Raw genomic sequence first — 22,104 nt, 5'->3', positions numbered from 1 at the left:
TCGCTCCGATATAGTGGAAAGTCGCATCCATCGGTTAGGTCTGCCCAACAGTCAGGGGGTGAAGCCCGGTGCTCGAGCTGGCAATCCTCGGGCTGCTCCTCGAAGCGCCCATGCACGGCTACGAACTGCGCAAGCGGTTGACCGGTCTGCTCGGGGCGTTTCGTGCCTTCTCCTACGGATCCCTCTACCCGACGCTGCGCCGCATGCAGGCGGACGGGTTGATCGCCGAGGAGATCCCCGCGGGCGCGACGACTCGCCGTGCGCGACGGGTTTACCAACTGACTCCGGCCGGGCGGGAGCGGTTCAGCGAGTTGCTCGCCGACACCGGACCGCAGAACTACACCGACGACGGCTTCGGCGTTCATCTGGCCTTCTTCAGCCGCACCCCCGCGGAAGCGCGGATGCGGATCTTGGAGGGCAGGCGGCGTCAGGTCGAGGAGCGCCGAGAGGGGCTCCGGGAGGCGATCAAGAAGGCCAGCGGTTCGCTGGATCGCTACACCCGGCAGCTCCATCAACTCGGACTCGAATCAAGCGAGCGCGAAGTGCGCTGGCTCAACGAGTTGATTGCGGCGGAGCAATCGACGAAGGCGGCACCACAGAAAGAGGGAAATACCGGCCATGAGTGACATCGAGAAGGCTGACAACGCCACAGAGGTTCGCGTCGCCATCGTAGGTGTGGGAAACTGCGCCTCTTCGCTGGTCCAGGGCGTGCAGTACTACCGGGACGCGGACGAGTCCGCGACCGTTCCCGGTCTGATGCACGTGCGGTTCGGGCCCTACCACGTCCGCGACGTCAAGTTCGTCGCCGCGTTCGACGTGGACGCGAAGAAGGTCGGCTTCGACCTGGCCGAGGCCATCTTCGCCAGCGAGAACAACACCATCAAGATCTCCGACGTGCCGCCCAGCGACGTCGTCGTGCAGCGCGGCCCGACCCTCGACGGCATCGGCAAGTACTACGCGGAGACCATCGAGCTGTCCGAGGCCGAGCCGGTCGACGTGGTGCGGGTGCTGAAGGACAACAACGTCGACGTGCTGGTGTCCTACCTGCCGGTGGGTTCGGAGGAAGCCGACAAGTTCTACGCGCAGTGCGCGATCGACGCGGGTGTCGCGTTCGTCAACGCGCTGCCGGTGTTCATCGCCTCCGACCCGGTCTGGGCGGAGAAGTTCACGAAGGCCGGTGTCCCGATCGTCGGTGACGACATCAAGAGCCAGGTCGGCGCGACCATCACCCACCGCGTGATGGCCAAGCTGTTCGAGGATCGCGGCGTGCAGCTCGACCGCACAATGCAGCTCAACGTCGGCGGCAACATGGACTTCAAGAACATGCTCGAGCGTGAGCGCCTGGAGTCGAAGAAGATCTCCAAGACCCAGGCCGTCACCAGCAACCTCAAAAAGGAGCTCGGCGCCAACGACGTGCACATCGGCCCGTCCGATCACGTGGGCTGGCTCGACGACCGCAAGTGGGCCTACGTCCGCCTGGAGGGCCGCGCCTTCGGTGACGTGCCGCTGAACCTGGAGTACAAGCTCGAGGTGTGGGACTCGCCGAACTCCGCAGGCATCATCATCGACGCGGTGCGCGCGGCGAAGATCGCCAAGGACCGCGGCATCGGCGGACCGGTCATCCCGGCCTCGGCCTACCTGATGAAGTCCCCGCCGCAGCAGCTGGCCGACGACATCGCGCGCACCCAGCTGGAAGCCTTCATCATCGGCGCGGAGTAGGCACCGCACCGGCATGAGGTCGGCCGAAGGCGGTAATGCCCTCGGCCGACCTGCCGTCGACTACAGGCCTCGATAGACGTCTTTTCGCCAGCCGACCTTGATCACGAGGATCTCCAGCACGCCGTTGTCCACCCGGTACGCGACCCGGTATCTGCCCACCCGCAGTTGGAACAGGTTGTCGTGGCCGGACAACTTCTTCACGTCGAGCCCGGGGGTATAGGGGTCTTCGCCGAGCGCCGTGAGGGCGGTGAGGATCCGCATCGCGTCCGGACGCTCGATGGCGCGTAGTTCTCGGCGTGCGGACTCCAGGAAGCGGAAGCGGTACTTCACTTCCTGTCGTCCTCGAAGAGGTCGGCCAGCACCTCCGCCATGGTGAAGGTCCGCTCGTCGGCCGCCAGCCGGACCTCGGCTTCCCGCGCGAGAAGTTCGTCCTCGGCTGCGTCGAACGCCTCCACCATGGACAACGGCACCAGCGCCGCGGCGGGCGCGCCATCTCGCAAGATGATCACTTGCTCGCCGGATTCCGCTTCGCGGACGTGGGCGGCGAGGTTGGCGCGCAGCTCCCGGATACTGATCTCCGACATACCCGCAGTGTACACGCTATCGTGTACACTGCAGGCCGCGAATTCAGTCCAGAGAGACGTACACCTCCACCGACGCCGGGCCGGTGTAGCGCTCCACCTCGGCGGTGTGGGAGCGGGTGATGGTTCCCGCGTTCTCGGCCTTTGCCACCTGTGCCCAGGCGGTGCGCAGCAGGTCGTAGGGCTTGTCGGCGACGACGAATTTGGCGTAGCGGCCCTGCGGGATGATGGTGAGCACATCGCCGGGGTCCAACTCGTCCATCCCGCCGATCTCGTAGCCGAGCACCGCGACGGCGTGATCGTTCTGGCCGATGTAGGCGGCCACGCGTTGCACGGTCTTCTCCCGCGCCAGATACCGGTCCCACGTGAAGTTCACCAGGTCGAGGTCACGCGCGGTCACCTCACGGCCGGCCAGCGGCACGGTCAGGCCTGCGACCATGCTCTGCGGCAAAGTGACGATCTCGAAGTCCACTGTCTGTTCCTACCCGTTGCCCTGATCGTCTGCCAATGCCACGAAGACTTCCACCGTTCGCGCGTCCGGATAGTGTTCCCAGTCGCCGGTATAGGCGCGTAGGAGCCGCCCCGCGGCCTCCGCGTCCCAGACCGCTCGCCAGATGCTCACAATGGTGTCGCCGAGATTGTCGCCACTGGCGATGAACCGGGCGAAGCGCCCGGCGGGCACCCGGGCGAGCACGTCGCCGGGCTGCAGGTCGGCCAAGCTGTGGCAGCGGTAGCCGACGATATGGGTCAGGTACGAATTGATCTCCGGCGCGTGGTCGACGTACGCCGTGGTGGGCGGTCCGGGCAGCTTGCGGGCCAGGTTGCGCTTCCACGCCTCTTCGACTTTCGCGCGGCGCGGCCCCTCGACCGCGAGCGCGGGGCTGCGAAGCACTGTTCCCGCCACCAGCGCCTCGGGTTGGTCAACGACATTGAAATCCACCGGCGTAGCCCCTATGTCTCGTCTGTCTTCAATTGGCGTCGCTCCCGGTGCCCTCCATGGTGCGCAGGCTACCGCCTCCGGGCCCGCCGCTCGCGCCGCGCTGTCGTCGCTCGAGCGCATATCCTTCCGCATCGTTTCCGCGGTTTCGGCGTCGGCCCGTTCCGACGCACTCGCTGTTCGCTCTCACTCTGGCAAACGATGCTGCCATGTCATGCGTTCCGCCGGGCCACGGAAGGTCACAGCATCATCGCTATCCAGGAACCGGAATGCTCAGGCCCGGGAAAATCTCCACCTCCCTGGGCGGTTGCGGGCTGGACGGGATGATCACGACGGGTTCGCGCTGCGGTGACTGCTGCGGCGGATTGAGGATGTCGTAGGGGCCGCCCGAGGGAGGCTTGCTCTGATTCGGCCGGTCCGGGGCCTGCGTCCCCGGGAACTGTTCGATGGGCGTGCCGTCGAGCGCGTCGTCCATCACCTGTTTCCAGATGTCGGCGGGCAGGCCGGAGCCGTAGATGTCGGCGCCGCGCGCGGTGCGGATCGGCTGGGACCGCTCGGTTCCGATCCATACCGCCGTGGACAGCGACGGGGTGAACCCGATCATCCACGCGTCCTTGTTCAGATCGCTCGTACCGAGTTGCGTGGTACCGGTTTTGGCGGCCGAGGGACGGTTGTTCTTCAGCGCGTGCCCATTGGAGTAGGCCGCGATCGGGAGCATCGCCTCGGTGGTGTTCTCCGCGATCTTGCGGGGGATGCTCTGCCTGCCCTCGGGCAGTTGGTCGCCGACCTGCTGGTCCGGGCCGCGATCCAGGAGCACCCGCCCGTCACCGGTCACCACGCGCTGTACGAAATAGGGCCGGTGATAGACGCCCGACGCGCCGATCGTGGCGTACGCCGAGGCCATGTCGATGGGCCGGACCGAATACTGCCCGAGGACTATCCCGTTCAGCGGTCGCCCGCCGTCCTCGGTGAGGGTCTTGCCCGGCACGCCCGGCAGTTCCTCCGGGATGCCCGCCGCGTGCGCGGCGTCCGCGATCGCCTTCGGGCCGTCGAACATCGTCATGGTCAACCGGTAGAAGCTGGTGTTCAGCGAGCGCTTCAGCGCCTCCGCCATGGTGCACTTGCCGCACGATTCGCCGTCCACGTTGGTGATCCGGGTACCGCGGTCGGTCACGGGGGAGCTGTCCAGCACGCGGGAAAGCGGGATGCTCTGCTGCTGCGCGGCTATAGCTGCGAAGACCTTGAACGCCGACCCGGTCTGCAACGGCGCCTGGGCGAAATCGAAGCCGATACCGTCGTAGCCGCCGAAGTACGCGCGCACCGCGCCGGATCGCGGGTCGATCGACACCACCGCGGCGCGCAGTTCCGGTGGCTGCGCACCGAGCCGGTCGCGCACCGCGCCCAGCACCGCCTGCTGCGCCCTGGTGTCGATGGTGGTGGTGATCTGCAACGCGCCCTTGTTCAAGTCGCGCTCACTGATGCCGGAGTCGCGCAGTTCGCGCACCACCTGGTTGCGGATCAGGCCCTCGGGGCCGCGGGTCACATTGTCGTCCGGGATCTGGGTGAGCGGGATGATCGGCGGAAAGACGGTCGCGTCGCGATCGCCCGGCGCCAGCGCGCCCATCTCGACCATTCCGTCGAGCACGTAGCGCCAGCGCGCTTTGAGGTCCGCGAGGTGGGTTTCCGGGTCGAGGATCGAGGGCGTCCGGATCAGCGCGGCGAGCACCGCGCCCTCCGCGAGGGTCAGCTGGTCTACCTGTTTGCCGAAGTAGACCTTGGCCGCCGCGGCGATGCCGTAGGACCCCCGGCCGTAGTAGATGGTGTTGAGGTACGCGGCGAGGATGTCGTCTTTACTCCACTGCCGCGCCATCTTCGCCGCGATGATCAGTTCGCGCATCTTGCGGGTGACGGTGCGCTCGGAGCCGAGGAACGCGTTCTTGACGTACTGCTGGGTGATCGTGGAGCCGCCGCCCGCGTTGTCCTTGCCGAGCAGGTTGTCCCGTGCGGCACGCAGGAAGCCGGAAGTCGAATAACCGGGATTGGTGTAGAAATTGCGGTCCTCCGCCGACAGCACCGCGTCGCGTACCGGCCGCGGCACATCGGACAACGGGACCGGCGTCCGGTTTCCGTCCGGCGGAACGATTTTCGCGAGCACGGTGCTGCTGTCGGAGGCGAAGATGGTCGCGATCTGGTTCGTCTGCACCGCATTCGGATCCGGGATCTCGGCGCTCCAGTACGCCAGGACGGACAGCAGCGCGGGCACCACGCCGAAGAGGATGAACAAGGCCAGCAGCAGGCGACGGATACGTTCGGCTCTGCTGCGCGGCGGCCGATCCGGCTCCGCCGGACGCGGGGTGGGCGGTCGTGATTTCCGGCGGGCCGCCGCGCGTTCGCGACGCTCGCGTGCGTTCCGCTTCGCCGCATCCGGCCGCCGCGTCCAGCCCGCGATCGAGGCATACGGTGCGGTCGGGGGAGCCCCCTTGGCGCCGCGTCCACGTCCTCGCGGTTTGCGGAACGAGCTCACGATCATCTCCTCCCGGAGCGCCGGACGAACTCACCTGCACGAACGAACGGAAAAGAGCGTCGAAAGCCAGAGTTTACCGTGTTCTCTCACAAGCGGCTTTCCGCTTCCGGCCCGGCCGCACGCACCAGCGCGGCGATGTGCGACCGCCGGCGCTGCGACCGCCCCGGAAGGCTCAGCTCTTCACGCCGCCCGCGGTCAGGCCGGAGATGATGCGGCGCTGGAAGAGCAGGACCATGACGACCAGCGGGATGGTGACGATGGTGCCTGCCGCCATGATCGCCGCGTACGGCTGGACCAGCGGGTTGTTGCCGGAGAAGCGTGCGATCGCGACGGTGACCGGTTCGGTCTTATCGCTGGAAAGCAAACGCGCGAGCAGGTATTCGTTGACCGCGGCGATGAACGCGAGGATCGCGGTGGTGAACACGGCGGGAGCGGCCAAGGGCAGCATCACCAGGCGGAACGCCTGCAACTTGGTGGCGCCGTCGATCCGGGCGGCTTCTTCGAGTTCCCACGGCAGTTCGGCGAAGAAGGACGCGAGGATGTAGACCGTCATCGGCAGCACGAACGAGATGTTCGGGATGATCATCGCCTGGTACCGGCCGATCCAACCGAGGTTGGTGAACAACTGGAACAGCGGGGTCACCAGCACGACCACCGGGAACATCGAGGCGCTGAGGATCAGGCCGGACACCACGTACTTGCCGTGGAAAGTGAGCCGCGCCAGCGCGTACGCGGCGAGCACGCCGATCACCAGCGCGATCGCCGTCGTGATCGAGCCGATGACGATGCTGTTGACCAGCGCCTTGCCGAAATTGTTGCCGCGGCTGGTGTCGAACGCGTTGCGGAAGTTCTCCAGCGTGACGTGGGTCGGCCACGGAGTGTTGTCGAAGGTGTAGTCGGGGTCGCGGAACGCGGTGACCGCCATCCAGTAGAACGGCGCGAGACCCCAGACCAGCACGATCAGCGCCCCGAGGTACAGGCGTACCGAACCGAGTCGTTTGGTCCACGGAACCGGCCGCGCGGCGGACTTGTCGGTCACCGGCTTTTGCGCCGTCTGCACGGACATCAGTGCGCCTCCCGCTGTTCTTCCTGGGTGCGAACCGCGTTCGCGCCGAGGATCTTCACCAGTACGAACGCCACGGCGAAGATCAAAAGGAAGGTGATCGTGGACAACGCGGCCGCGCTGTTGGGGCCTTGCCGGACCTGATCGACCACCAGGATCGACACCGTGCGGGTGGACGGGTTGCCCAGCGTCATGATCGCGGGCAGGTCGAACATCCGCAGAGCGTCCATGGTCCGGAACAGCACCGCGACCAGCAGGGCGGGCTTCAGCAGGGGCAGGGTGATCTGGGTGAACCGCTGCCAGGCCGACGCGCCGTCGACGCGAGCCGCCTCGTACACGTCGGCCGGAATCACTTGCAGTCCGGCCAGCAGCAGCAGCGCCATGAACGGCGTGGTCTTCCAGACGTCGGCCGCGATCACCGCGAACCGGGCGGGCCACGCGTCGGAGGTCCACAGGATGTGCGTGCCGAGCACGCGGTTCACCACGCCGTCGTACTGGAACATGAACTCCCACAACCGCGCGGTGACGGCGGTGGGGATGGCCCACGGAATCAGCACGGCCGCGCGCAGCAGCGCCCTGCCGCGGAAAGTCTTGCCCATCACCATGGCCATGCCGAGGCCGAGCGTCGCTTCGAGCGCGACGGTGACGACCGTGAAGAACAGGGTGACCCCGATGGCCACCCAGAATTGCGAGCCGAGGTTGCCGGTCGGGCAGGCCACCGTCTCGCCGGTGGCGACCTGGCACTGCTGCAGCAGCCAGTGCGTGTAGTTCGCGAACCCGGCGTTGCCGCCTTCGACGAACATGCCGGTCGCCGGGTCGAGGCCGGGGTCCTTCTGGAAGGACATCCACAGCGCCCGGATCACGGGATACCCGATGACGACCGCGAGCGCGATCAGCACGGGCGTGACGAACACCCAGGCTTTCCCGGATCGTCGCAATTCCAGGGCCGTCCTGGCGGCGAAGCCGCGCCCGGCCGGAACGAGTTCGTCGTCTTTCGGCACGCTAGTCGCCGTTCCCGAAGGATCCGACACCGTTTCTCTCCTGCGGGTTCGTCGGGTCCGTTGCGCTCAACCGCTCACGATCCGGCGGTTTCGATGCCCTTTTGCATCCCGGTGATCGCGTCGTCGACGGACTTGGTTCCGTTCAACGCAGCATAAGCGTTGTCCTGGATGGCCTTGCTCACCGCGGGATAAAAGGGTGTCACCGGGCGCGGCACCGCGCTGGAGATGGAGTCCTTGAGTGCGGGCAGGTACGGCATCTTCGCGATCAGCGCCGGGTCGTCGTACATGGACGCGCGCACCGAGGGCAGCGCGCCCGCGGCGACGATGTGCTGCGCGTCCTCGCTGATCAGGAAACGCAGGAAGTCCAGCGCGGTGGCCTTGTTCTTGGAGTACGCGCTGATCGCCGCGTTGTAGCCACCGAGGGTGGAGGCGCCGACGCCGTTCTCTCCCGGCAGCGGGGCCACCGCGAACTTGTCCTTCACGGCGGAGGCCTCGCCGCCGACGTCACCGAAGGTGGACGGCCACGAGCGCAGGAACATCAGCTTGCCCTGCGCGAAGGCGTTGCTGGACTCGGGCTCCTTGAAGGTGATGGCCTCTTTGGGGATGTCGCCGTTGTTGTACGCGTCGACCAGCACCTTCAGTCCGGCGCGGGACTGCGCGCTGTTCACGGTGGGGGTCTTGCCGTCGGCGCCGACGAAGCTGCCGCCATAGGCGTTGATCACCTCGGCCGCGTTCACGGTCAGGCCCTCATAGGGCGCGAACTGGCCCGCGTAGCAACCGATGTTCTGCTGGCGCGCGATGGGGCACTGGGCGAGCAGTTCGTTCCAGGTCTTGGGCGGGTTCGCCACCAGGTCCTTGCGGTAGAACAGCAGGCCGCCGTTGGTGTTGCGGGGCGCGGCGTAGAGCGTGTTGTTGTAGGTCGCGCTTGCGACCGGCGGGGAGAGCAGCGCGCTGGTGTCGATGGTGAAGGAGTCCTTCAGCGGCTGGATCCAGCCCTTGGCGGCGAACTCGGCGGTCCACGGCACGTCCAAGGCGACCACGTCGTAGTTGGACTGCTTGGACCGCATGTGCTCGACCAGGTCGTCGTACTGCTGCGAGGCGTCGTTCGACTGTTCCTTGAACGTCACCGGCTCGTCCGGGTGCGCGGCGTTCCAGCGCTCGATCAGCTGCTTGACCGCGCCGGTCTCGGTGGTGTCCTTGCCCTCGACATAGGTGATCGGCCCTCGACCGGTGAGGTTCTGGCTGGTCGGACTGCCGCCGCTGTCGCTGGAGCAGGCGCTGGTGAACGTCGCGATCAGCAGCCCGACCGAGGCGACCGCCACCGCGGCTCGCGGCACCAGCGACGAACGTAGGGACGACACCTTCTTCACAGCCATCGCAAACACTCCAGGATCATTTCGTGAGCGGCAGCACACCCTGCCGGTGCACAAGGCAAGATACATGGTGTCGATCCGGAGTGCGGGACAGTGGCGGTAGGAGCAGCTTGTGGAGCCTGTTCCCAGGATGCTCTCGGCGGTACACGCGGTGGCCACAAGGTGGTTCCGGTGATGCTGGGGCAATTCGTAATATCCTCCGCCACTCGATGATTCGGTGGTAGTCTCGTGCTACCGACGGGGGGTTCGTATGTTCGGTGTCCATTTTCCCGACAGGGGTTCGAGGTTGCACTACCTGTCTCTGTGAGTGTGTTCCACTTGGATCTCGGTGATCCGGCTCGCGGGTGGGCGGCCGTCGTTCGGAAGTGCTCTCCTCGCGGAGGGGTGCCTAGACATGCAGGCAGGCACTTGCAGTTGATGGGAGTTGAGTTCGCCGCGTTATCGCGGGGGGAGGAATTCGCGTGTCTATCGGAATTCGCGTGGCATTATCTGCTGTGTGCGCCGGAATCACTGTTCTGGGATTCGCATCACCCGCTGCAGCCGAACCCCAAGTCTGGGGTGCCTGCGGGGTGTCGGACAACGACGCAAAAGTAGTCAGAACCTTCTCGATCACTACCGGGCCTGTGGGAGGCAAGTCGGGCGCGTTGCTGTGCGGGAACAGGGACAGTGGATTCCGCCATATCAAGGATCGCCACATGGCCGAATGGGAGGGCCTGGCGGCGATCGAGCGACGTAACTGGCGCGATATCGTTGATATGGCGATCGAAAAGTCACTGTCCTCGCCGGACAAGTTCACGACGCAAGACGGCGGGAAGTTCTGCTATACAGGCCAGATCTACCTCGTCAACAAAGTGACCGGCCAGATTGCACAGACCGTTCAACCTACGGTAATCGTTACTGGCAGTGGAAAGATCATTACGGCTTTTCCAGGAGGTGGGTGTGCACGCTGATCCGACGTCAGCCGAGCTGACCGAATCGGTGGCCCGCGCCGCGCGCGGGTTGGGACTTCGCGTGGCGACCGATGAGAAGGGCGGGCTCAGGATCACGGCCCGGGGGGAGGTCGAGCTGGCGCCGCCGGTCGCGATCGAGTTCAGTGAAGAGGCGATCAGTGACTACTACGCGCGGATCGCGTCGAGGGTTCCGGATGACGAACCCGACCATACGCCCTCGAGTTGGTGGTACATGCTGATGTCCACTCACCTGTACGAGGCGCTGTACGAGATGGATCGACTCGGTGTCCCTTGCGACATCGTGATCGGACCCAGCGGGCTCACCGCGGTACCGAGCGAGCGAATGACCTAGTTCTCGATCGAAGCCGACATCGGACGGAGTTCGACCGGCTACGCCCACTAGGCTGGGGCGCGATGACTTCGCCGAACGCGGTTCCCGATCGGATGCTCACGCGCATCGGTGGGCTGCTGCGCAAGGCCGAGGCCACCGACAACGAGCACGAGGCCGAAGCGTTTCTCGCCGCGGCTCAGCGCCTGGCCACGAAGTCGTCCATCGACCTCGCGGTGGCGCGGGCGCACATCGCGGGACGCGAGCGCAGGCCCACGCCGGTGCAGCGGGTCATCCCGATCGGTGAACCGGGCAAGCGCGGGTTGCGGACCTACGTCCAGTTGTTCGTCGCGATCGCGGCGGCGAACGACGTGCGCTGCGATGTCGCCCGTACTTCGACGCAGGTCTACGCGTATGGATTCGACTCGGACATCGATACCTGCGAGGCGCTCTACGCCAGCCTGCTCGTGCAGATGGTGCGCGCGTCCGACCAGTACATCAAGTCGGGCGCGTACAAATCGGCGACCGTCGAGAAGATCGTGGTGGAGAAGCGATGGGGTCGTCCGGTCCGGCGCCGGGTGCAGGCGCCGGTCGCGGGTGTGACAGCACGGCTGAACTTCCAGATGGCGTTCGCCGCGCGGATCGGGCGACGGCTGACGGAGGTGAAGGCCGAGGTCGAAGCGGAGGTGTTGCCACGGGAAGCCGAGGCCACCGGCACGGCGCTGGCATTGCGCGCCAAAGAGATCGAGCTCACAGACTTCTACGCCAAGACGTCGGAGGCGCGCGGCACCTGGCGCGGGCCGCAGGCGTCGGCGGGGCATTCGGCGGCGGCGCGGGCGGCGGGGGATCGCGCGGGCCGGGCCGCACGGATCGGTACCTCGCCCGAACTCCCGGCTGCCCGGCGTAAGTTGGGCTCCCCCGAGGGCGGTTGACCAGCGTGCACAACGTCGGGCGTGCGGGCTGGGGTGGCCACGCGCGATCGTCGGAGGCATCGGCGGGTTTCGGCAACCGGCTTATGCCCGTTGTCGCGAGATCGGCTGCGCGACCATGACGGTGCGCGACAGCCAGCGCGCCAAGGTATACGACGCCGAGCAGTTGGTACGCGGGGTGTTCGATCGCGCCGACGAGCACGGTGCGCGCACCGTCGAACTCTACGGTTCGCAGCTCACCTTGCCGATCGAGCGACGCTTCGCCTCGGTGGAATCCGTGCAGAGCTATGCGGAGAAGGTGCTGGCCCTCAATTGGATACGGGCGCGGTGGGACCGGGCCGCCGTGGCGGTGCGCGTCCGCTCGCGGGCCGGGACCACCGCCGCGCATTACGAGGCGGCCGGGAACGTGTTAGCGGTTCCGCTGCACACCGGCGGCACCGCTTGGGCGCTGCGGGAACTGGTGATCCTGCACGAATTGGCACATCACCTGGAGGCAGCCCCGGAGTCGGTGGCCGCGCACGGTCCGGAGTTCTGTGACCGCTATGTGGAACTGGTCGACGGCGTTATCGGTCCTGAGGCGGCGTTGCTCTTGCGGACGACAATGCTGGGCTGCGGGGTACGGATCGGGTAAGGCCGCCGGTCATGCGGGCGGGGCCTGTTGGACCAGGGCGCTGACGCGGGCCAACCGCTCCTGCCACCACGCGGTGCGGTCGGCATCGGGATGGCGATGGCTTTCCATCAGATGCGGGTCCGGCTCGGGTGGGGTGCGCAGGACGGGGAGATAACCGTCCGAGGCACGCAGCGCGCCCGGCGTCACATCGCCGGTGAGCAGGCTCAAAGTGCCGAGACCACAGGCGAAGTCGAGTTCCGGCAGCGCGCCGGCCAGCGCCAGTTGCGCCGCGAGGCCGACGCTGGTCTCGAGCGCGGAGGAGACCACACACGGCAGTCCCGCCGCCTCCGCCACTTGCAGGGCGCGCCGGACGCCGCCGAGCGGTGTGCATTTGAGGACGGCGATGTCGGCGGCCCCGGCGACCGCGACCCGCAGCGGGTCTTCGGCGCGGCGGATGGATTCGTCGGCGGCGATGCGGACGTCGACGCGGCGGCGCACCGCGGCGAGTTCCTCGATCGTCCGGCAGGGCTGTTCGACATATTCCAGACCCCCCGCGGCCTTATCGATCCGCTGGATGTGGCGCACGGCGGTGTCGACATCCCAGACCGCGTTCGCGTCGACCCGGATCGCGCCGTTGCAGCCGAGCGCGTCGCGTACCGCCTCCACCCTGGCCAGATCCTCGGCGAGGGAGTCGGGGTGGTCGGCGACCTTCACCTTGGCGGTGCGGCAGCCGGACCGGCCCACGATCGCTTGCGCCTGCTCCGGGTCCACGGCGGGCACGGTGCAATTGATCGGAATGCGATCGCGCACCGGCTCGGGCCAGCCCGTCGTGACCTGTTCCAGTGCGGTGGCCAGCCAGGCGGCGGCCTCGCGGTCGTCGTATTCGGGGAACGGACAGAACTCGCCCCACCCGAGCGGTCCGTGGATCAGCATTCCCTCGCGCACCGTGATGCCACGGAAACGGGTGCGCATCGGAATGGCGTAGACGATGTTCTGCGCTGCGGAGTCGCTCATCGCCGCCCAGCTTATTCGGCCGCCGCCGCGGATCGGGGATTGCGCACGCGGACTCGAGTAGTTTCCCGGAGTCGCCCGGACGACCGATGCGGGATCGTTGGCGTCATGATCCAGACCGGTACCCCGCAGCCCTGGCCGTACGGCATGCCGCAGGGGCTCGCACGTCCGCCCGCCGGGCAGCGTGCGGTGCGGACCTGGGACGTCGTGCTCGCCGTCGTGCTGTACTGCGTCGCGGCGGTCCTCGGCCTCGCCGCGGCCTACTTCACCGTCTTCTTCGCCTTCGCCACCGATCCGTGCGGGCCGGACAACTGCCGCACCGACTACCTGGGCTGGGCCTTCGTGGTGTCCTGGGGCGGCACCGCGTTCGCTGTCGTCGGCGTGACCGGGATGCTCATTCTGGCCGCGGTGAAGCGCTGGTACATGTGGTACTGGCCGGTGCTCGCGATCGTGCTGATCGTCGCCTCGTTCGGCGGCGGCCTCGCCCTGGCATCCCAGGTCTACCCGGGAAACTGAACCGCCGAGATGCCGGGTGGCGGTGCTCCGCTGCGCGCCACCTGTAGCTGTTACATGTCCTTTCCTCCCCCCGGATGGTCAGTGGAGCTGTCGTTCGGGTAACCGGTCATCCCCAGTACTCGCCGCGCTTCTTGCGCTCCTCCACTTCGGCCAGGTACGCGGCTTCACGGTCGGTGCCTAATGCGTCTTCGTCGCCGAATCGGTCGCGCAAGTGGATTCGCTGATCTTCCGGTACTGCGTTGCGGCGCGCCCTGGCCGCCTCGAATCCCGCTTTGATCTTCGCCAGCTCTTCGTCTGAAATATCGTCGTCATACGGGTATTCACCGGGTGCGTAAAAGATTTTTCCATCGATCTTTTTCGGCATTTCGCTATTTCCTTTCTACGGCCTTGGCATTTCGCGCATTTGAATTATAATACGCCCCGTCTCCGGGTCGGGGAATTTGTCGACCACACGAAACGGAGTGTCAGTTTTGAACACGACTTCCAGTTCTTCGGGAACGCTCGAATGGTGGCCGATGTAGCGACCGTCTATCGACCATATCTCCATTTCGACCGCGCGGTCCTTCGCCGCTGCGGAGGTGGCGGATGCGGAGGTGAACGGCGGTTCGACAATCGTGGAACCCGGCTCATACTGTGCCAGTTGTTCGGGTGTGAGGTCGACGCGCCGGGTAACTTGTCCTTCGTAGACGGGGCACTTATCCAATGCGGCATTCATGGCATCACGCTCGGCCATCTGCGCGGGTGTCAGATTGTCGCCGGATCGGATAGCGGTGTTGAGTGGTGCGCTGTCGCCGGTGTAGCGGCCGATCGTGTCGATATCCGCCCGTGGTAGGTCAACCTTGGGAATGCCTTCGGGATGCTCGATCTTGGGTAGTCCGATCGGATCCTTTTTCGGCGGCCCGACCGGATCGGGTTTGACCGGCAGGCGCCCGCCCGGCAGATTCTCCAGGTCCCGCACATGCCGGGCGATATCCTCGTCCATCTTCACGCCGGCCGCGATCCGGCGTTCGGTCTGCCACGTCTCGATGTAGAGCCGGATCGGGCGGGCGTAGCGTGCGCAGATCGCGGCGGCACCGGCCACCCCGACCGCTACGGAGGCACCGAAGGTGATCCAGCTGGACGCCACCGAAATAGCGACGTTGAGGGCCAGCTCCGCGAGCAAGGCGTCCCGGATCGCTTCGAGTTGGGTTTTGAGGTCGGCGCGCAGTTCGTCCAGCGCGACGCGGTGGTCGCGGCAGGACTGCGCAAGATCATTCATCGCGGCAATCACCGACTCGGCGGACGCTTTGACCGTGCGCAGATCCTCATCGATGAACGTGACTTCGGGCGCGGTGAGTGAGTCGAACGCGACCGCGGCGGCTTCCAGAGCGGCCGGGAACGATGCCACCGCGTCGGAGGCGGCGGTTCGTGCCCACGTATCCGCCGCGTTGGAGATGGTCGTGGCGTTGCCGTCCGGCACGATGATGCCGATCATCTCGGCGAGCCCGATTCCCTCATCCACCAACCCGTTTCCGGGACCGCCGGCCGAGGGCAACGGGATGCGGCACACCACCACCGGGGGCATGAACGGCGCAGGCTGGACGGGCGGCGGCGCTGTCTCACCCACCGTCGCTTTGTGCTCGGCTACCTCGTGGTTGTATCCGATGGTCTGCAATATCGTGGCGTAGTCGTGCGCGGCGGTGGCGATTTTCGACACCATGCTCAGAATGGCAGCGGCCCGATTGTCGTAGGACTCACCCCATTTTTTCGCATCCGAATAGGAGCCCGCCATATTCGTGGCCTTCGCCATATTCGGCCACTCGCCGTCAATCGACATCCAGAATCGCGACGCGGCATCGGCGAGCTTTTGTGCGGTGTCGTAATAGACCGGCACCGACACGTCGAGCACGGTCACTGCGCGGCCCCGACGCCACCGCTGCCACCCCGGCCGAGTACGGCGAGATTGGCCGCTACGGCATCTTCGTATTCCTTACGCGCGGACACGGCAGCGGCTTTCATCTTTGCCAGCCCGTCACGAATTTTCGCGGCGGCAGCGGTCCACTCTGCGTGAGCCGTCGCGTGCGCGTCGGCCGCCTCGCCGCTCCAATTGCCCTGCACGGTCGCAACACGCTCATCGATCTCGCGCAACGAGTCCTCAACGAACCCGTTCAGCCCCTCCATGCGGGCGGTTACGGCTTCCAAGTGGGCCAGGTCTACTCGGTACTCGGTCATAAGTCGTTGCCTTAGTGGATTCGGGTCGGTTGTCAGATCGGCGGCAGGCTCAATGAGCTGTATCGGTCGGCGGCGGCGGTGTCGGCGGCCGCACTGCGATCCACCACCACGCCTAGTAAGTCGGCCATGTCGGTCAGCGCTTCGAACACACCAAGTGCGGCGGTGTGTGTCTCGTCCCAGGCGACCGCGTAGGCGGTGGCCGCCGCGCCGCGCCAACTCGACATGAGTCCGTCGACTTCGGCGCCGGCCGCATGCAATCCGCTGATCAGTGCTTGTGCGGTCTGCTGCACATAGCGCCCGGCATCGGAGACGTGTTCAGGCACCACGGTGAAGGTGGTTGTGGCGGATGGATTGTGCGTCAACTTCTCTGCCCTCTCATCCCCCCACAGGATGGTTTCGAATAGTTGGACGTACCGGGTAGTCGTTCGGTTCCATCCGAATTGCAATCTCTCACATCGAGTCTGGATCTGCTGAACTACGTCCTGGCTGGGCCTTCGTGGTGTCCTGGGGCGGCACCGCGTTCGCTATCGTCGGCGTGACCGGCATGCTCATTCTGGCCGCGGTGAAGCGCTGGTACATGTGGTACTGGCCGGTGCTCGCGATCGTGCTGATCGTCGCCTCGTTCGGCGGCGGCCTCGCCCTGGCTTCCCAGGTCTACCCGGGAAACTGAACCGCCGAGATGCCGGGTGGCGGTGCTCCGGTCATGCTGAAGGCATGGCGTGGCATTTCCGGCGGCGAACGACCGATGCGCTACGCGTAGCGCTGGGTTCGGTGATCGTGCTCGGATTCGGCTGGCTGATGGCGTCTTTCGTCCCGCTCTACGATGTGATCGCGCGCGATGGACACGGCGGCGGGTTTCTCCCGTGGGCGCAGGTCATCGCCTGGACCGGCATCGTGGCCTCGGTGCTCGCCGCGGGATTCTCGGTGCTGGAGAAGGTGCGCGACGGCAGGCCGATCGTGTGGACCCCGCTCATCGCGATCCCGCTGATTCTCGAATCCTGGCTGGTCGGTTTCCTGATCGCGCTGTGTTGACCGACCGCGACTTCGGCGCGGCCGCTGGCTGGTACTCCAGCCGGACTTCGTGATGTATACAGCCAGGTCCGGCGACCTGGATCAGTTCGTCGTCAACGGCACCGGTAGGAGTGCACCACTCATGTTCATCCCATGGCCGTAACGGTCCATATCGCCAGCTCGGCTTCACGAGACGGCGTCCCGTCCCATGGATGGTTCCGGAAATCCTCGTCGATGAGGTAATCCATGTACTTCGCTCCGGCAAACCCCCAATTGGTGACATCCAGCTCGGACGTCCTCTGTCCGAGTTCGCTTTCCTTCCACACATGTGCAATGTCGGTAGCGATAGGGCGTAGATCATCCGGTGTCGCCGCCGTGGGCACATCGAGGGTGATGAGGAACACCAGTTCATCAGATCGGCTGGGTTTCTCCACCGCGTCCACGGACCTGAGACACGCTCCCCCTGGCAGGTCCGTCGTTGTCAGGGCGGTCTTCAATTCCTTGGTAACCCGGGGATCGACAATAGATGGGGCGGGGCACTTCGCTGGTTTCGATGTCGTCGAGATCGTTGCCACAGTCGGCTCCGCTTCCGAATATGCCGAACTCCCGGAACCGCAACCCGCCAGCAGTGCGACGCCGGCCACGGCGACCAGCAAACTTGATCCGGCATGAACCACCGAGCTCACCATGTTCCCCCGAGTATGCGGTCACGTGCAGTTTTGTCTACGCCATGACACTCCGATGTTTCACTAGGCCCGAGATGAGCCGGGCGGGTTGTGATCATCAGGCTCCTGTTCGGATTCGGAAATCACCTGTCGCAATGGAAAGCGGGCGGCTTTTCGGCCCGGGATTCCGAGTCCTTGCGAAAATCATAGATGAAATGCTGATTCGCGATCACTCTTGCCGATCGGCCTTAAGGAATTCTTAACGACAGGTAGCACGGTGGGAAGGTCGCGAATACCGAACAAGGGAGGACGGGCCCTAGCTCGTTCGTCGCGGAGTGCTCGGCCGTCCATGGGCTTACCGGCGGGCGTGTCCGCCTGACGCGCGACGGACACGCCTTACCGTGATGCGGCGTTCACAACCTTTCGACGATGGTGGCGTTGGCCAAACCGCCCGCCTCACACATGGTTTGCAGGCCGTAGCGGGCGCCGCGGTCCTGCATGGCGTGCACCAGCGTGGTCATCAGGCGCGCGCCGGACGCGCCGAGCGGGTGGCCGATGGCGATCGCGCCGCCGTTGACGTTGACCTTCGCCAGGTCCGCGCCGGTGTCGTGCGCCCAGGCCAGCACCACCGGCGAGAACGCCTCGTTGATCTCGACCAGATCGATGTCCGACAGCTGCAAACCGGCGCGTTGCAACACTTTCCGGGTCGCCGGGATCACCGCGGTGAGCATCAGCAGCGGGTCGTCACCGGCCACCGCGAAGCTGTGCAGCCGGGCGAGCGGTTTCAGCCCAAGTTCTTTCGCGCGCTCGCTGGTCATGATGAGCACCGCCGCGCTGCCGTCGCTGACCTGGCTCGCGGACGCCGCCGTGATGGCCCAGCCGATCTGCGGGAAACGGGCGGCCATGGCCGGGTCGTAGTAGGCGGGCCGGAGTGCGCCCAGCGTCTCCAACGTGCTGCCGACCCGGATGCCCTCGTCGGTGGTGAGCCCGTTGATCGGCGCCAGTTCCCGGGCGAACAGGCCGTTCTTCGTGGCGAGCGCGGCCTTGTCGTGACTGGCGAGCGCGAACTCGTCCAGCTGCGTGCGGGTGAGTCCCCACTTCGCCGCGATCAGCTCGGCGCTGATGCCCTGCGACACCAGGCCGTCGGGGTAGCGCTGGGCGAAGCCGGCGCCGGAGATGTCGTCCGAACCGACCAGATTGGCGCCCATGGGAATTCGCCCCATCGACTCCACGCCCGCGGCGACCACGATGTCGTAGGCGCCCGCGATCACGCCTTGCGCGGCGAAGTGGATCGCCTGCTGGCTGCTGCCGCACTGCCGGTCGACGGTCGTCGCGGGGACGGATTCGGGATATCCGGCGGCCAGCGCGGCGCGCCTGGTCATGTTCGCGCCCTGCTCGCCGAACTGGGTGACGACGCCGCCGATCACGTCGTCGATGAGTGCGGGATCGATGCCGCTGCGGTCCACCACCTCGCGCAGGCTGTGGGCCAGCAGATCCACCGCGTTGACATTGTGCAGTGCGCCGTTCGGCTTGCCTTTGCCGATCGGGGTGCGTACCGCTTCGACAATCACCGCGTCTCTCATGGTGCTTCCTTCCGGACCGAGAGCCGGGCGACCATGCCTGGCTCTATCAACACATAGTCAGAGTACCTCTGGCAATAGTTGAGGCAAGTCAGCTCCGGTATGATGTTCGTCATGGCAGCAGTGATGGAAGGACCGTTGGCCGATCTCAGCGCGTGGAAGGCCGAGGAATGCTCGATCGCGAAGGCGATGGACCTCATCGGCACCCGCTCGGCGGTGCTCATCCTGCGCGAGGCGTACTACGGGACGCGGCGGTTCGACGGGTTCGCCAGCCGGGTCGGCATCACCGACGCGGCGGCCGCCGCCCAGTTGCGCAAGCTCACCGAGGCGGGCTTGCTGGCGAAACGGCCGTATCGAGAGGAAGGCAAGCGCACCCGGCACGAATACGTGCTCACCCGGATGGGCCGGGATCTGCTGCCCGCCGTGCTGGCGCTCATGCAGTGGGGGGACGCCTACCTACAACCGGGGCCGGCTCCGCTGCTCTTGGTCGAGGAGGCCACCGGCGACCCGGTGCGCGTGCAGGTGCGCAGCGAATCCGGCCGCGAGATCGAACTCGAGGAACTGGGCGTGCGGATCAACGACGAATACGCCCGGCGGCGGCGCGAACGCCGCCGATCGGACGCGACGGACTGATCGCACCGGGCCCGCTCGAGCCTGTCCCGGCGTTCCGCGCGGTAGACCATGTCGCTGGACGTGCGTTGCTTGCTGGACGTGCGTTGCTTGCTGGACGTGCGTTGCTCGCGGAACGCGCGCTGCCCGCCGACGCGCTGCCGACCGGACGCGCTGCCCGCCGGACACGCTGCCAGCCGGACACGCTGCCAGCCGGACACGCTGCCAGCCGGACGCCCACGCCCGCCGAGTCGCCCGAGCGGGCCACTCGGCGCAGTGCTCAGTTGAGCCTGCGCCCGTCGATGTCGAAGAAGTAGATGTGCTCCGCATCGGTGGCCAGCCGCAGGCGGGTGCCCTTCGCGGGCGGGTTGCGCCAATCCGCGCGCGCCACAATGGTTTCCCCGGCTCCGTCGGTCGCGCCCTCGGCGCTGGTGCGGCCGTAGATGTAGGCGTCGGAGCCGAGTTCCTCCACCACGTCCACTTCCATCTCGATGCCGGAGTCGTCGCCCAGCTCGAAGTGCTCCGGCCGGATGCCGACGGTCACGGTGGCCCCGGCGGCGTCCGCCACCGAGCGCGGCAACGCGAGCGTGTGCCCGCCCAATTGGACCCGGCCGTCGGCGACCGGAAGCGTGAACAGGTTCATGGCCGGTGAGCCCATGAATCCCGCGACGAACACGTTGGCCGGATCGCGGTAGAGGTCGCGCGGCGTGGCGCACTGTTGCAGCAGGCCGTCCTTCAGCACGGCGACCCGGTCGCCCATGGTCATCGCCTCGACCTGGTCGTGCGTGACGTACACCGTGGTGGTGGCGAGCCTGCGCTGCAACTGCGCGATCTGGGTGCGGGTCTGCACCCGCAGCTTGGCGTCCAGGTTGGACAGCGGCTCGTCCATCAGGAACACCTGCGGCTGGCGCACGATCGCGCGGCCCATCGCGACCCGCTGGCGCTGGCCGCCGGACAGCGCCTTGGGCTTGCGATCCAGGAAGGGCTCCAGGTCCAGCAGCTTGGCCGCCTCCAGCACTCGCTGCTGCTTCTCCGCCTTGGCGACCTTGGCCAGTTTCAGCGCGAAGCCCATGTTCTCGGCGACGGTCATGTGCGGGTAGAGCGCGTAGTTCTGGAACACCATGGCGATGTCGCGTTCCTTCGGCTCGGCGTGCGTCACGTCGTTGTCGCCGATCAGGATGCGGCCGCCGTTGACGTCCTCCAGCCCGGCGAGCATGCGCAGCGAGGTCGACTTCCCGCAACCGGAGGGGCCGACCAGGACCAAGAACTCACCGTCCTCGATCTCCAGATTCAGCCGGTCCACCGCTGGTGTGGTGGACCCGGGGTAGAGCCGCGTCGCGTTGTCGAAGGTCACCGTGGCCATGACGAATTCACATCCCATCCCGGCAGGAACGTGCCGGACGATCCGAGTAAGGGTGCGGCGATCGTATCGGGCCGGTGGGCGAGGAGCCATGTCAGCGTGTGCGCGCCTCGAAGAACGCGCGCGGAACGTCGGCCAGCATCGCGCCGATCTGCTCCTCGCTGACGCCGCGATCGAGCACGTAGGGGAAGACGTCCTCGAACAGGTGGGTGTAGTGCCACTGCGGCAGGGCGGCCATGGCGGCCGGCTCGATCCAGTCGATGTAACAGCTGGCGTCCTGGGACAGCACCATCCGGTCGGTGTAGCCGCGGCGCACCATTTCGATCAGCGTGTCCGCGCGGGCTTCGAAGGTGGTGTCGAGGTTGATGCCGAAGCGGTCCATGCCGAGCACGAAGCCGGAGTCGGCCAGGTAGGCGAGGTGATCGCAGTCGGTGGTGTCGCCGCTGTGGCCGAGCACGATGCGGCGGGGGTCGACGCCTTCCTCGTCGCACATCACGCGCTTCACGTCCAGCCCGCTGCGTGACTCGGGATGGGTGTGCACCGTGATCGGGACGCCGGTAGCGAGATGGGCCCGGGCGACCGCGCGCATCACCCGCTCCACGCCCGGGGTGAGACCTTGCCGGTCGATCGCGCACTTGAGCATGCCCGCCTTCACCCCGGTGCCCGCGATGCCGTCGCGGATGTCGCCGATGAACATGTCGACCATCGGGTCGGGGACCTGCGCGCCGACGATGTCGTTCAACGCGGGCCCGCGGTAGTGGAAGAAGAACGGGACATCGCCGTAGGTGTAGATACCGGTGGCGACCACCAGGTTCAGCGGCACTTGCTCGGCGATCCGCTGAATGCGCGGGATGTAGCGGCCCAGCCCGACCACCGTGGGATCGACGATCGTGCGCACACCGGCGTCGTAGGCGACTCGCAGCCTGCGCACCGCGTCGGCGATGCGTTCGTCCTCGGAGCCCCATTCGGCCGGATAGTTCTGCTGCATGTCCCCGGTGAGCACGAAGACGTGCTCGTGCATCAATGTCACTCCGATATCGGCGGTATCGATCGTCCCGCGCACCGTTTCCAGCGTTGACATGGCGGTTTCTCCTCAGCTCAGCTGCGCATCCGGGGGAATGCTACG

At 66.5% G+C, this 22,104-nt stretch carries 27 protein-coding genes; 10 read left to right on the top strand and 17 right to left on the bottom strand.

Annotated elements, in window-relative coordinates:
* Positions 1-68 precede the first annotated feature (68 nt).
* Together ABZ420_RS17830 and ABZ420_RS17825 are read left to right on the top strand one after the other, a co-directional pair.
* Positions 69-626: a PadR family transcriptional regulator gene (locus ABZ420_RS17830; protein WP_040871180.1), complete on the top strand. Its 558-nt coding sequence runs from the start codon at positions 69-71 to the stop codon at positions 624-626.
* On the top strand, positions 619-1,719 hold the full coding sequence (locus ABZ420_RS17825; RefSeq protein ID WP_040871179.1) for an inositol-3-phosphate synthase: 1,101 nt from the start codon (positions 619-621) through the stop codon (positions 1,717-1,719). The genes ABZ420_RS17830 and ABZ420_RS17825 overlap by 8 nt, the downstream gene beginning before the upstream one ends.
* 60 nt (positions 1,720-1,779) lie before the next feature.
* Here ABZ420_RS17825 and ABZ420_RS17820 read toward each other — a convergent pair whose 3' ends face one another.
* The 8 genes from ABZ420_RS17820 to ABZ420_RS17785 all read right to left on the bottom strand — a co-directional run bounded on the left by ABZ420_RS17820 (position 1,780) and on the right by ABZ420_RS17785 (position 9,201).
* On the bottom strand, positions 1,780-2,049 hold the full coding sequence (locus ABZ420_RS17820; RefSeq protein WP_357123590.1) for a type II toxin-antitoxin system RelE/ParE family toxin: 270 nt from the start codon (positions 2,047-2,049) through the stop codon (positions 1,780-1,782).
* The gene (locus tag ABZ420_RS17815) at positions 2,046-2,303 is read right to left on the bottom strand and encodes a type II toxin-antitoxin system Phd/YefM family antitoxin (RefSeq protein WP_357123587.1); all 258 of its coding nucleotides are present in this window, start codon (positions 2,301-2,303) and stop codon (positions 2,046-2,048) included. Before ABZ420_RS17815 ends, ABZ420_RS17820 begins: the two co-directional genes overlap by 4 nt.
* 43 nt (positions 2,304-2,346) lie before the next feature.
* On the bottom strand, positions 2,347-2,772 hold the full coding sequence (locus ABZ420_RS17810) for a GyrI-like domain-containing protein (protein WP_357123584.1): 426 nt from the start codon (positions 2,770-2,772) through the stop codon (positions 2,347-2,349).
* Between the two features lie 9 nt (positions 2,773-2,781).
* On the bottom strand, positions 2,782-3,240 hold the full coding sequence (locus ABZ420_RS17805; RefSeq protein WP_357123582.1) for an effector binding domain-containing protein: 459 nt from the start codon (positions 3,238-3,240) through the stop codon (positions 2,782-2,784).
* A 250-nt stretch (positions 3,241-3,490) separates the two neighbouring features.
* A complete protein-coding gene (locus ABZ420_RS17800; RefSeq protein WP_357123579.1) occupies positions 3,491-5,767 on the bottom strand; it encodes a transglycosylase domain-containing protein in 2,277 nt (758 codons plus the stop codon).
* 166 nt (positions 5,768-5,933) lie between these two features.
* The gene (locus tag ABZ420_RS17795; RefSeq protein ID WP_357123576.1) at positions 5,934-6,827 is read right to left on the bottom strand and encodes a carbohydrate ABC transporter permease; all 894 of its coding nucleotides are present in this window, start codon (positions 6,825-6,827) and stop codon (positions 5,934-5,936) included.
* Positions 6,827-7,768 (bottom strand): sugar ABC transporter permease, encoded by a 942-nt coding sequence (locus tag ABZ420_RS17790; protein ID WP_357123815.1) that lies wholly within the window; start codon positions 7,766-7,768, stop codon positions 6,827-6,829. Before ABZ420_RS17790 ends, ABZ420_RS17795 begins: the two co-directional genes overlap by 1 nt.
* 131 nt (positions 7,769-7,899) lie before the next feature.
* Positions 7,900-9,201, bottom strand: coding sequence for an ABC transporter substrate-binding protein (locus tag ABZ420_RS17785; RefSeq protein WP_357123573.1), 1,302 nt, complete (start codon positions 9,199-9,201; stop codon positions 7,900-7,902).
* A gap of 458 nt (positions 9,202-9,659) precedes the next feature.
* Between ABZ420_RS17785 and ABZ420_RS17780 the strand changes: the two genes are divergently transcribed.
* The 4 genes from ABZ420_RS17780 to ABZ420_RS17765 all read left to right on the top strand — a co-directional run bounded on the left by ABZ420_RS17780 (position 9,660) and on the right by ABZ420_RS17765 (position 12,036).
* On the top strand, positions 9,660-10,148 hold the full coding sequence (locus tag ABZ420_RS17780) for a hypothetical protein (protein WP_357123570.1): 489 nt from the start codon (positions 9,660-9,662) through the stop codon (positions 10,146-10,148).
* Entirely contained in the window at positions 10,138-10,500 is a 363-nt protein-coding gene (locus ABZ420_RS17775) for a hypothetical protein (RefSeq protein WP_357123567.1), read from the top strand. Before ABZ420_RS17780 ends, ABZ420_RS17775 begins: the two co-directional genes overlap by 11 nt.
* A gap of 62 nt (positions 10,501-10,562) precedes the next feature.
* Positions 10,563-11,408, top strand: a complete 846-nt coding sequence (locus tag ABZ420_RS17770; protein WP_357123564.1) for a DUF2786 domain-containing protein — start codon at positions 10,563-10,565, stop codon at positions 11,406-11,408.
* A gap of 115 nt (positions 11,409-11,523) precedes the next feature.
* Positions 11,524-12,036, top strand: a complete 513-nt coding sequence (locus ABZ420_RS17765; RefSeq protein ID WP_357123561.1) for a TIGR04338 family metallohydrolase — start codon at positions 11,524-11,526, stop codon at positions 12,034-12,036.
* Between the two features lie 9 nt (positions 12,037-12,045).
* Here ABZ420_RS17765 and ABZ420_RS17760 read toward each other — a convergent pair whose 3' ends face one another.
* Positions 12,046-13,029: an o-succinylbenzoate synthase gene (locus ABZ420_RS17760; protein WP_357123558.1), complete on the bottom strand. Its 984-nt coding sequence runs from the start codon at positions 13,027-13,029 to the stop codon at positions 12,046-12,048.
* 105 nt (positions 13,030-13,134) lie between these two features.
* On the opposite strand from ABZ420_RS17760, the gene ABZ420_RS17755 reads away from it, so the two are divergent.
* A complete protein-coding gene (locus ABZ420_RS17755; protein ID WP_357123555.1) occupies positions 13,135-13,542 on the top strand; it encodes a hypothetical protein in 408 nt (135 codons plus the stop codon).
* 106 nt (positions 13,543-13,648) lie between these two features.
* On the opposite strand, the gene ABZ420_RS17750 is transcribed toward ABZ420_RS17755, so the two are convergent.
* Genes ABZ420_RS17750 through ABZ420_RS17735 form a run of 4 tightly spaced genes read right to left on the bottom strand, consistent with a single transcriptional unit; the run spans position 13,649 to position 16,199 of the window.
* Positions 13,649-13,906 (bottom strand): hypothetical protein, encoded by a 258-nt coding sequence (locus tag ABZ420_RS17750; RefSeq protein ID WP_357041308.1) that lies wholly within the window; start codon positions 13,904-13,906, stop codon positions 13,649-13,651.
* 15 nt (positions 13,907-13,921) lie between these two features.
* Positions 13,922-15,436: a hypothetical protein gene (locus ABZ420_RS17745; RefSeq protein ID WP_357123552.1), complete on the bottom strand. Its 1,515-nt coding sequence runs from the start codon at positions 15,434-15,436 to the stop codon at positions 13,922-13,924.
* Positions 15,433-15,753 carry a WXG100 family type VII secretion target gene (locus ABZ420_RS17740; RefSeq protein ID WP_357123549.1) on the bottom strand — a complete coding sequence of 107 codons (321 nt, stop codon included), beginning with the start codon at positions 15,751-15,753 and terminating at the stop codon, positions 15,433-15,435. The genes ABZ420_RS17745 and ABZ420_RS17740 overlap by 4 nt, the downstream gene beginning before the upstream one ends.
* 32 nt (positions 15,754-15,785) lie before the next feature.
* Positions 15,786-16,199 (bottom strand): WXG100 family type VII secretion target, encoded by a 414-nt coding sequence (locus tag ABZ420_RS17735; RefSeq protein ID WP_357123546.1) that lies wholly within the window; start codon positions 16,197-16,199, stop codon positions 15,786-15,788.
* A 50-nt stretch (positions 16,200-16,249) separates the two neighbouring features.
* Between ABZ420_RS17735 and ABZ420_RS17730 the strand changes: the two genes are divergently transcribed.
* On the top strand, positions 16,250-16,423 hold the full coding sequence (locus ABZ420_RS17730) for a hypothetical protein (protein ID WP_357123543.1): 174 nt from the start codon (positions 16,250-16,252) through the stop codon (positions 16,421-16,423).
* Positions 16,424-16,467: 44 nt separating this feature from the next.
* Positions 16,468-16,785, top strand: coding sequence for a hypothetical protein (locus ABZ420_RS17725; RefSeq protein WP_357123540.1), 318 nt, complete (start codon positions 16,468-16,470; stop codon positions 16,783-16,785).
* 125 nt (positions 16,786-16,910) lie between these two features.
* On the opposite strand, the gene ABZ420_RS17720 is transcribed toward ABZ420_RS17725, so the two are convergent.
* Positions 16,911-17,453 carry a hypothetical protein gene (locus ABZ420_RS17720; RefSeq protein WP_357123538.1) on the bottom strand — a complete coding sequence of 181 codons (543 nt, stop codon included), beginning with the start codon at positions 17,451-17,453 and terminating at the stop codon, positions 16,911-16,913.
* Positions 17,454-17,842: 389 nt separating this feature from the next.
* Complete coding sequence (locus ABZ420_RS17715; RefSeq protein ID WP_357123535.1) at positions 17,843-19,012, bottom strand: acetyl-CoA C-acyltransferase; 1,170 nt, start codon at positions 19,010-19,012, stop codon at positions 17,843-17,845.
* Between the two features lie 111 nt (positions 19,013-19,123).
* On the opposite strand from ABZ420_RS17715, the gene ABZ420_RS17710 reads away from it, so the two are divergent.
* Positions 19,124-19,642, top strand: a complete 519-nt coding sequence (locus ABZ420_RS17710) for a helix-turn-helix domain-containing protein (protein ID WP_357123533.1) — start codon at positions 19,124-19,126, stop codon at positions 19,640-19,642.
* Between the two features lie 256 nt (positions 19,643-19,898).
* Here ABZ420_RS17710 and ugpC read toward each other — a convergent pair whose 3' ends face one another.
* Entirely contained in the window at positions 19,899-20,981 is a 1,083-nt protein-coding gene (gene ugpC, locus ABZ420_RS17705) for a sn-glycerol-3-phosphate ABC transporter ATP-binding protein UgpC (protein WP_357123530.1), read from the bottom strand.
* Positions 20,982-21,072: 91 nt separating this feature from the next.
* Positions 21,073-22,059, bottom strand: a complete 987-nt coding sequence (locus tag ABZ420_RS17700) for a phosphotriesterase-related protein (protein ID WP_357123528.1) — start codon at positions 22,057-22,059, stop codon at positions 21,073-21,075.
* Positions 22,060-22,104: the final 45 nt, after the last annotated feature.

Source organism: Nocardia sp. NPDC005745 (assembly GCF_040630775.1).
Taxonomy (GTDB): Bacteria; Actinomycetota; Actinomycetes; order Mycobacteriales; family Mycobacteriaceae; genus Nocardia.
The sequence above is the reverse complement of the archived record's forward strand: the minus strand, read 5'-3'. Positions and strand labels throughout refer to the sequence as shown.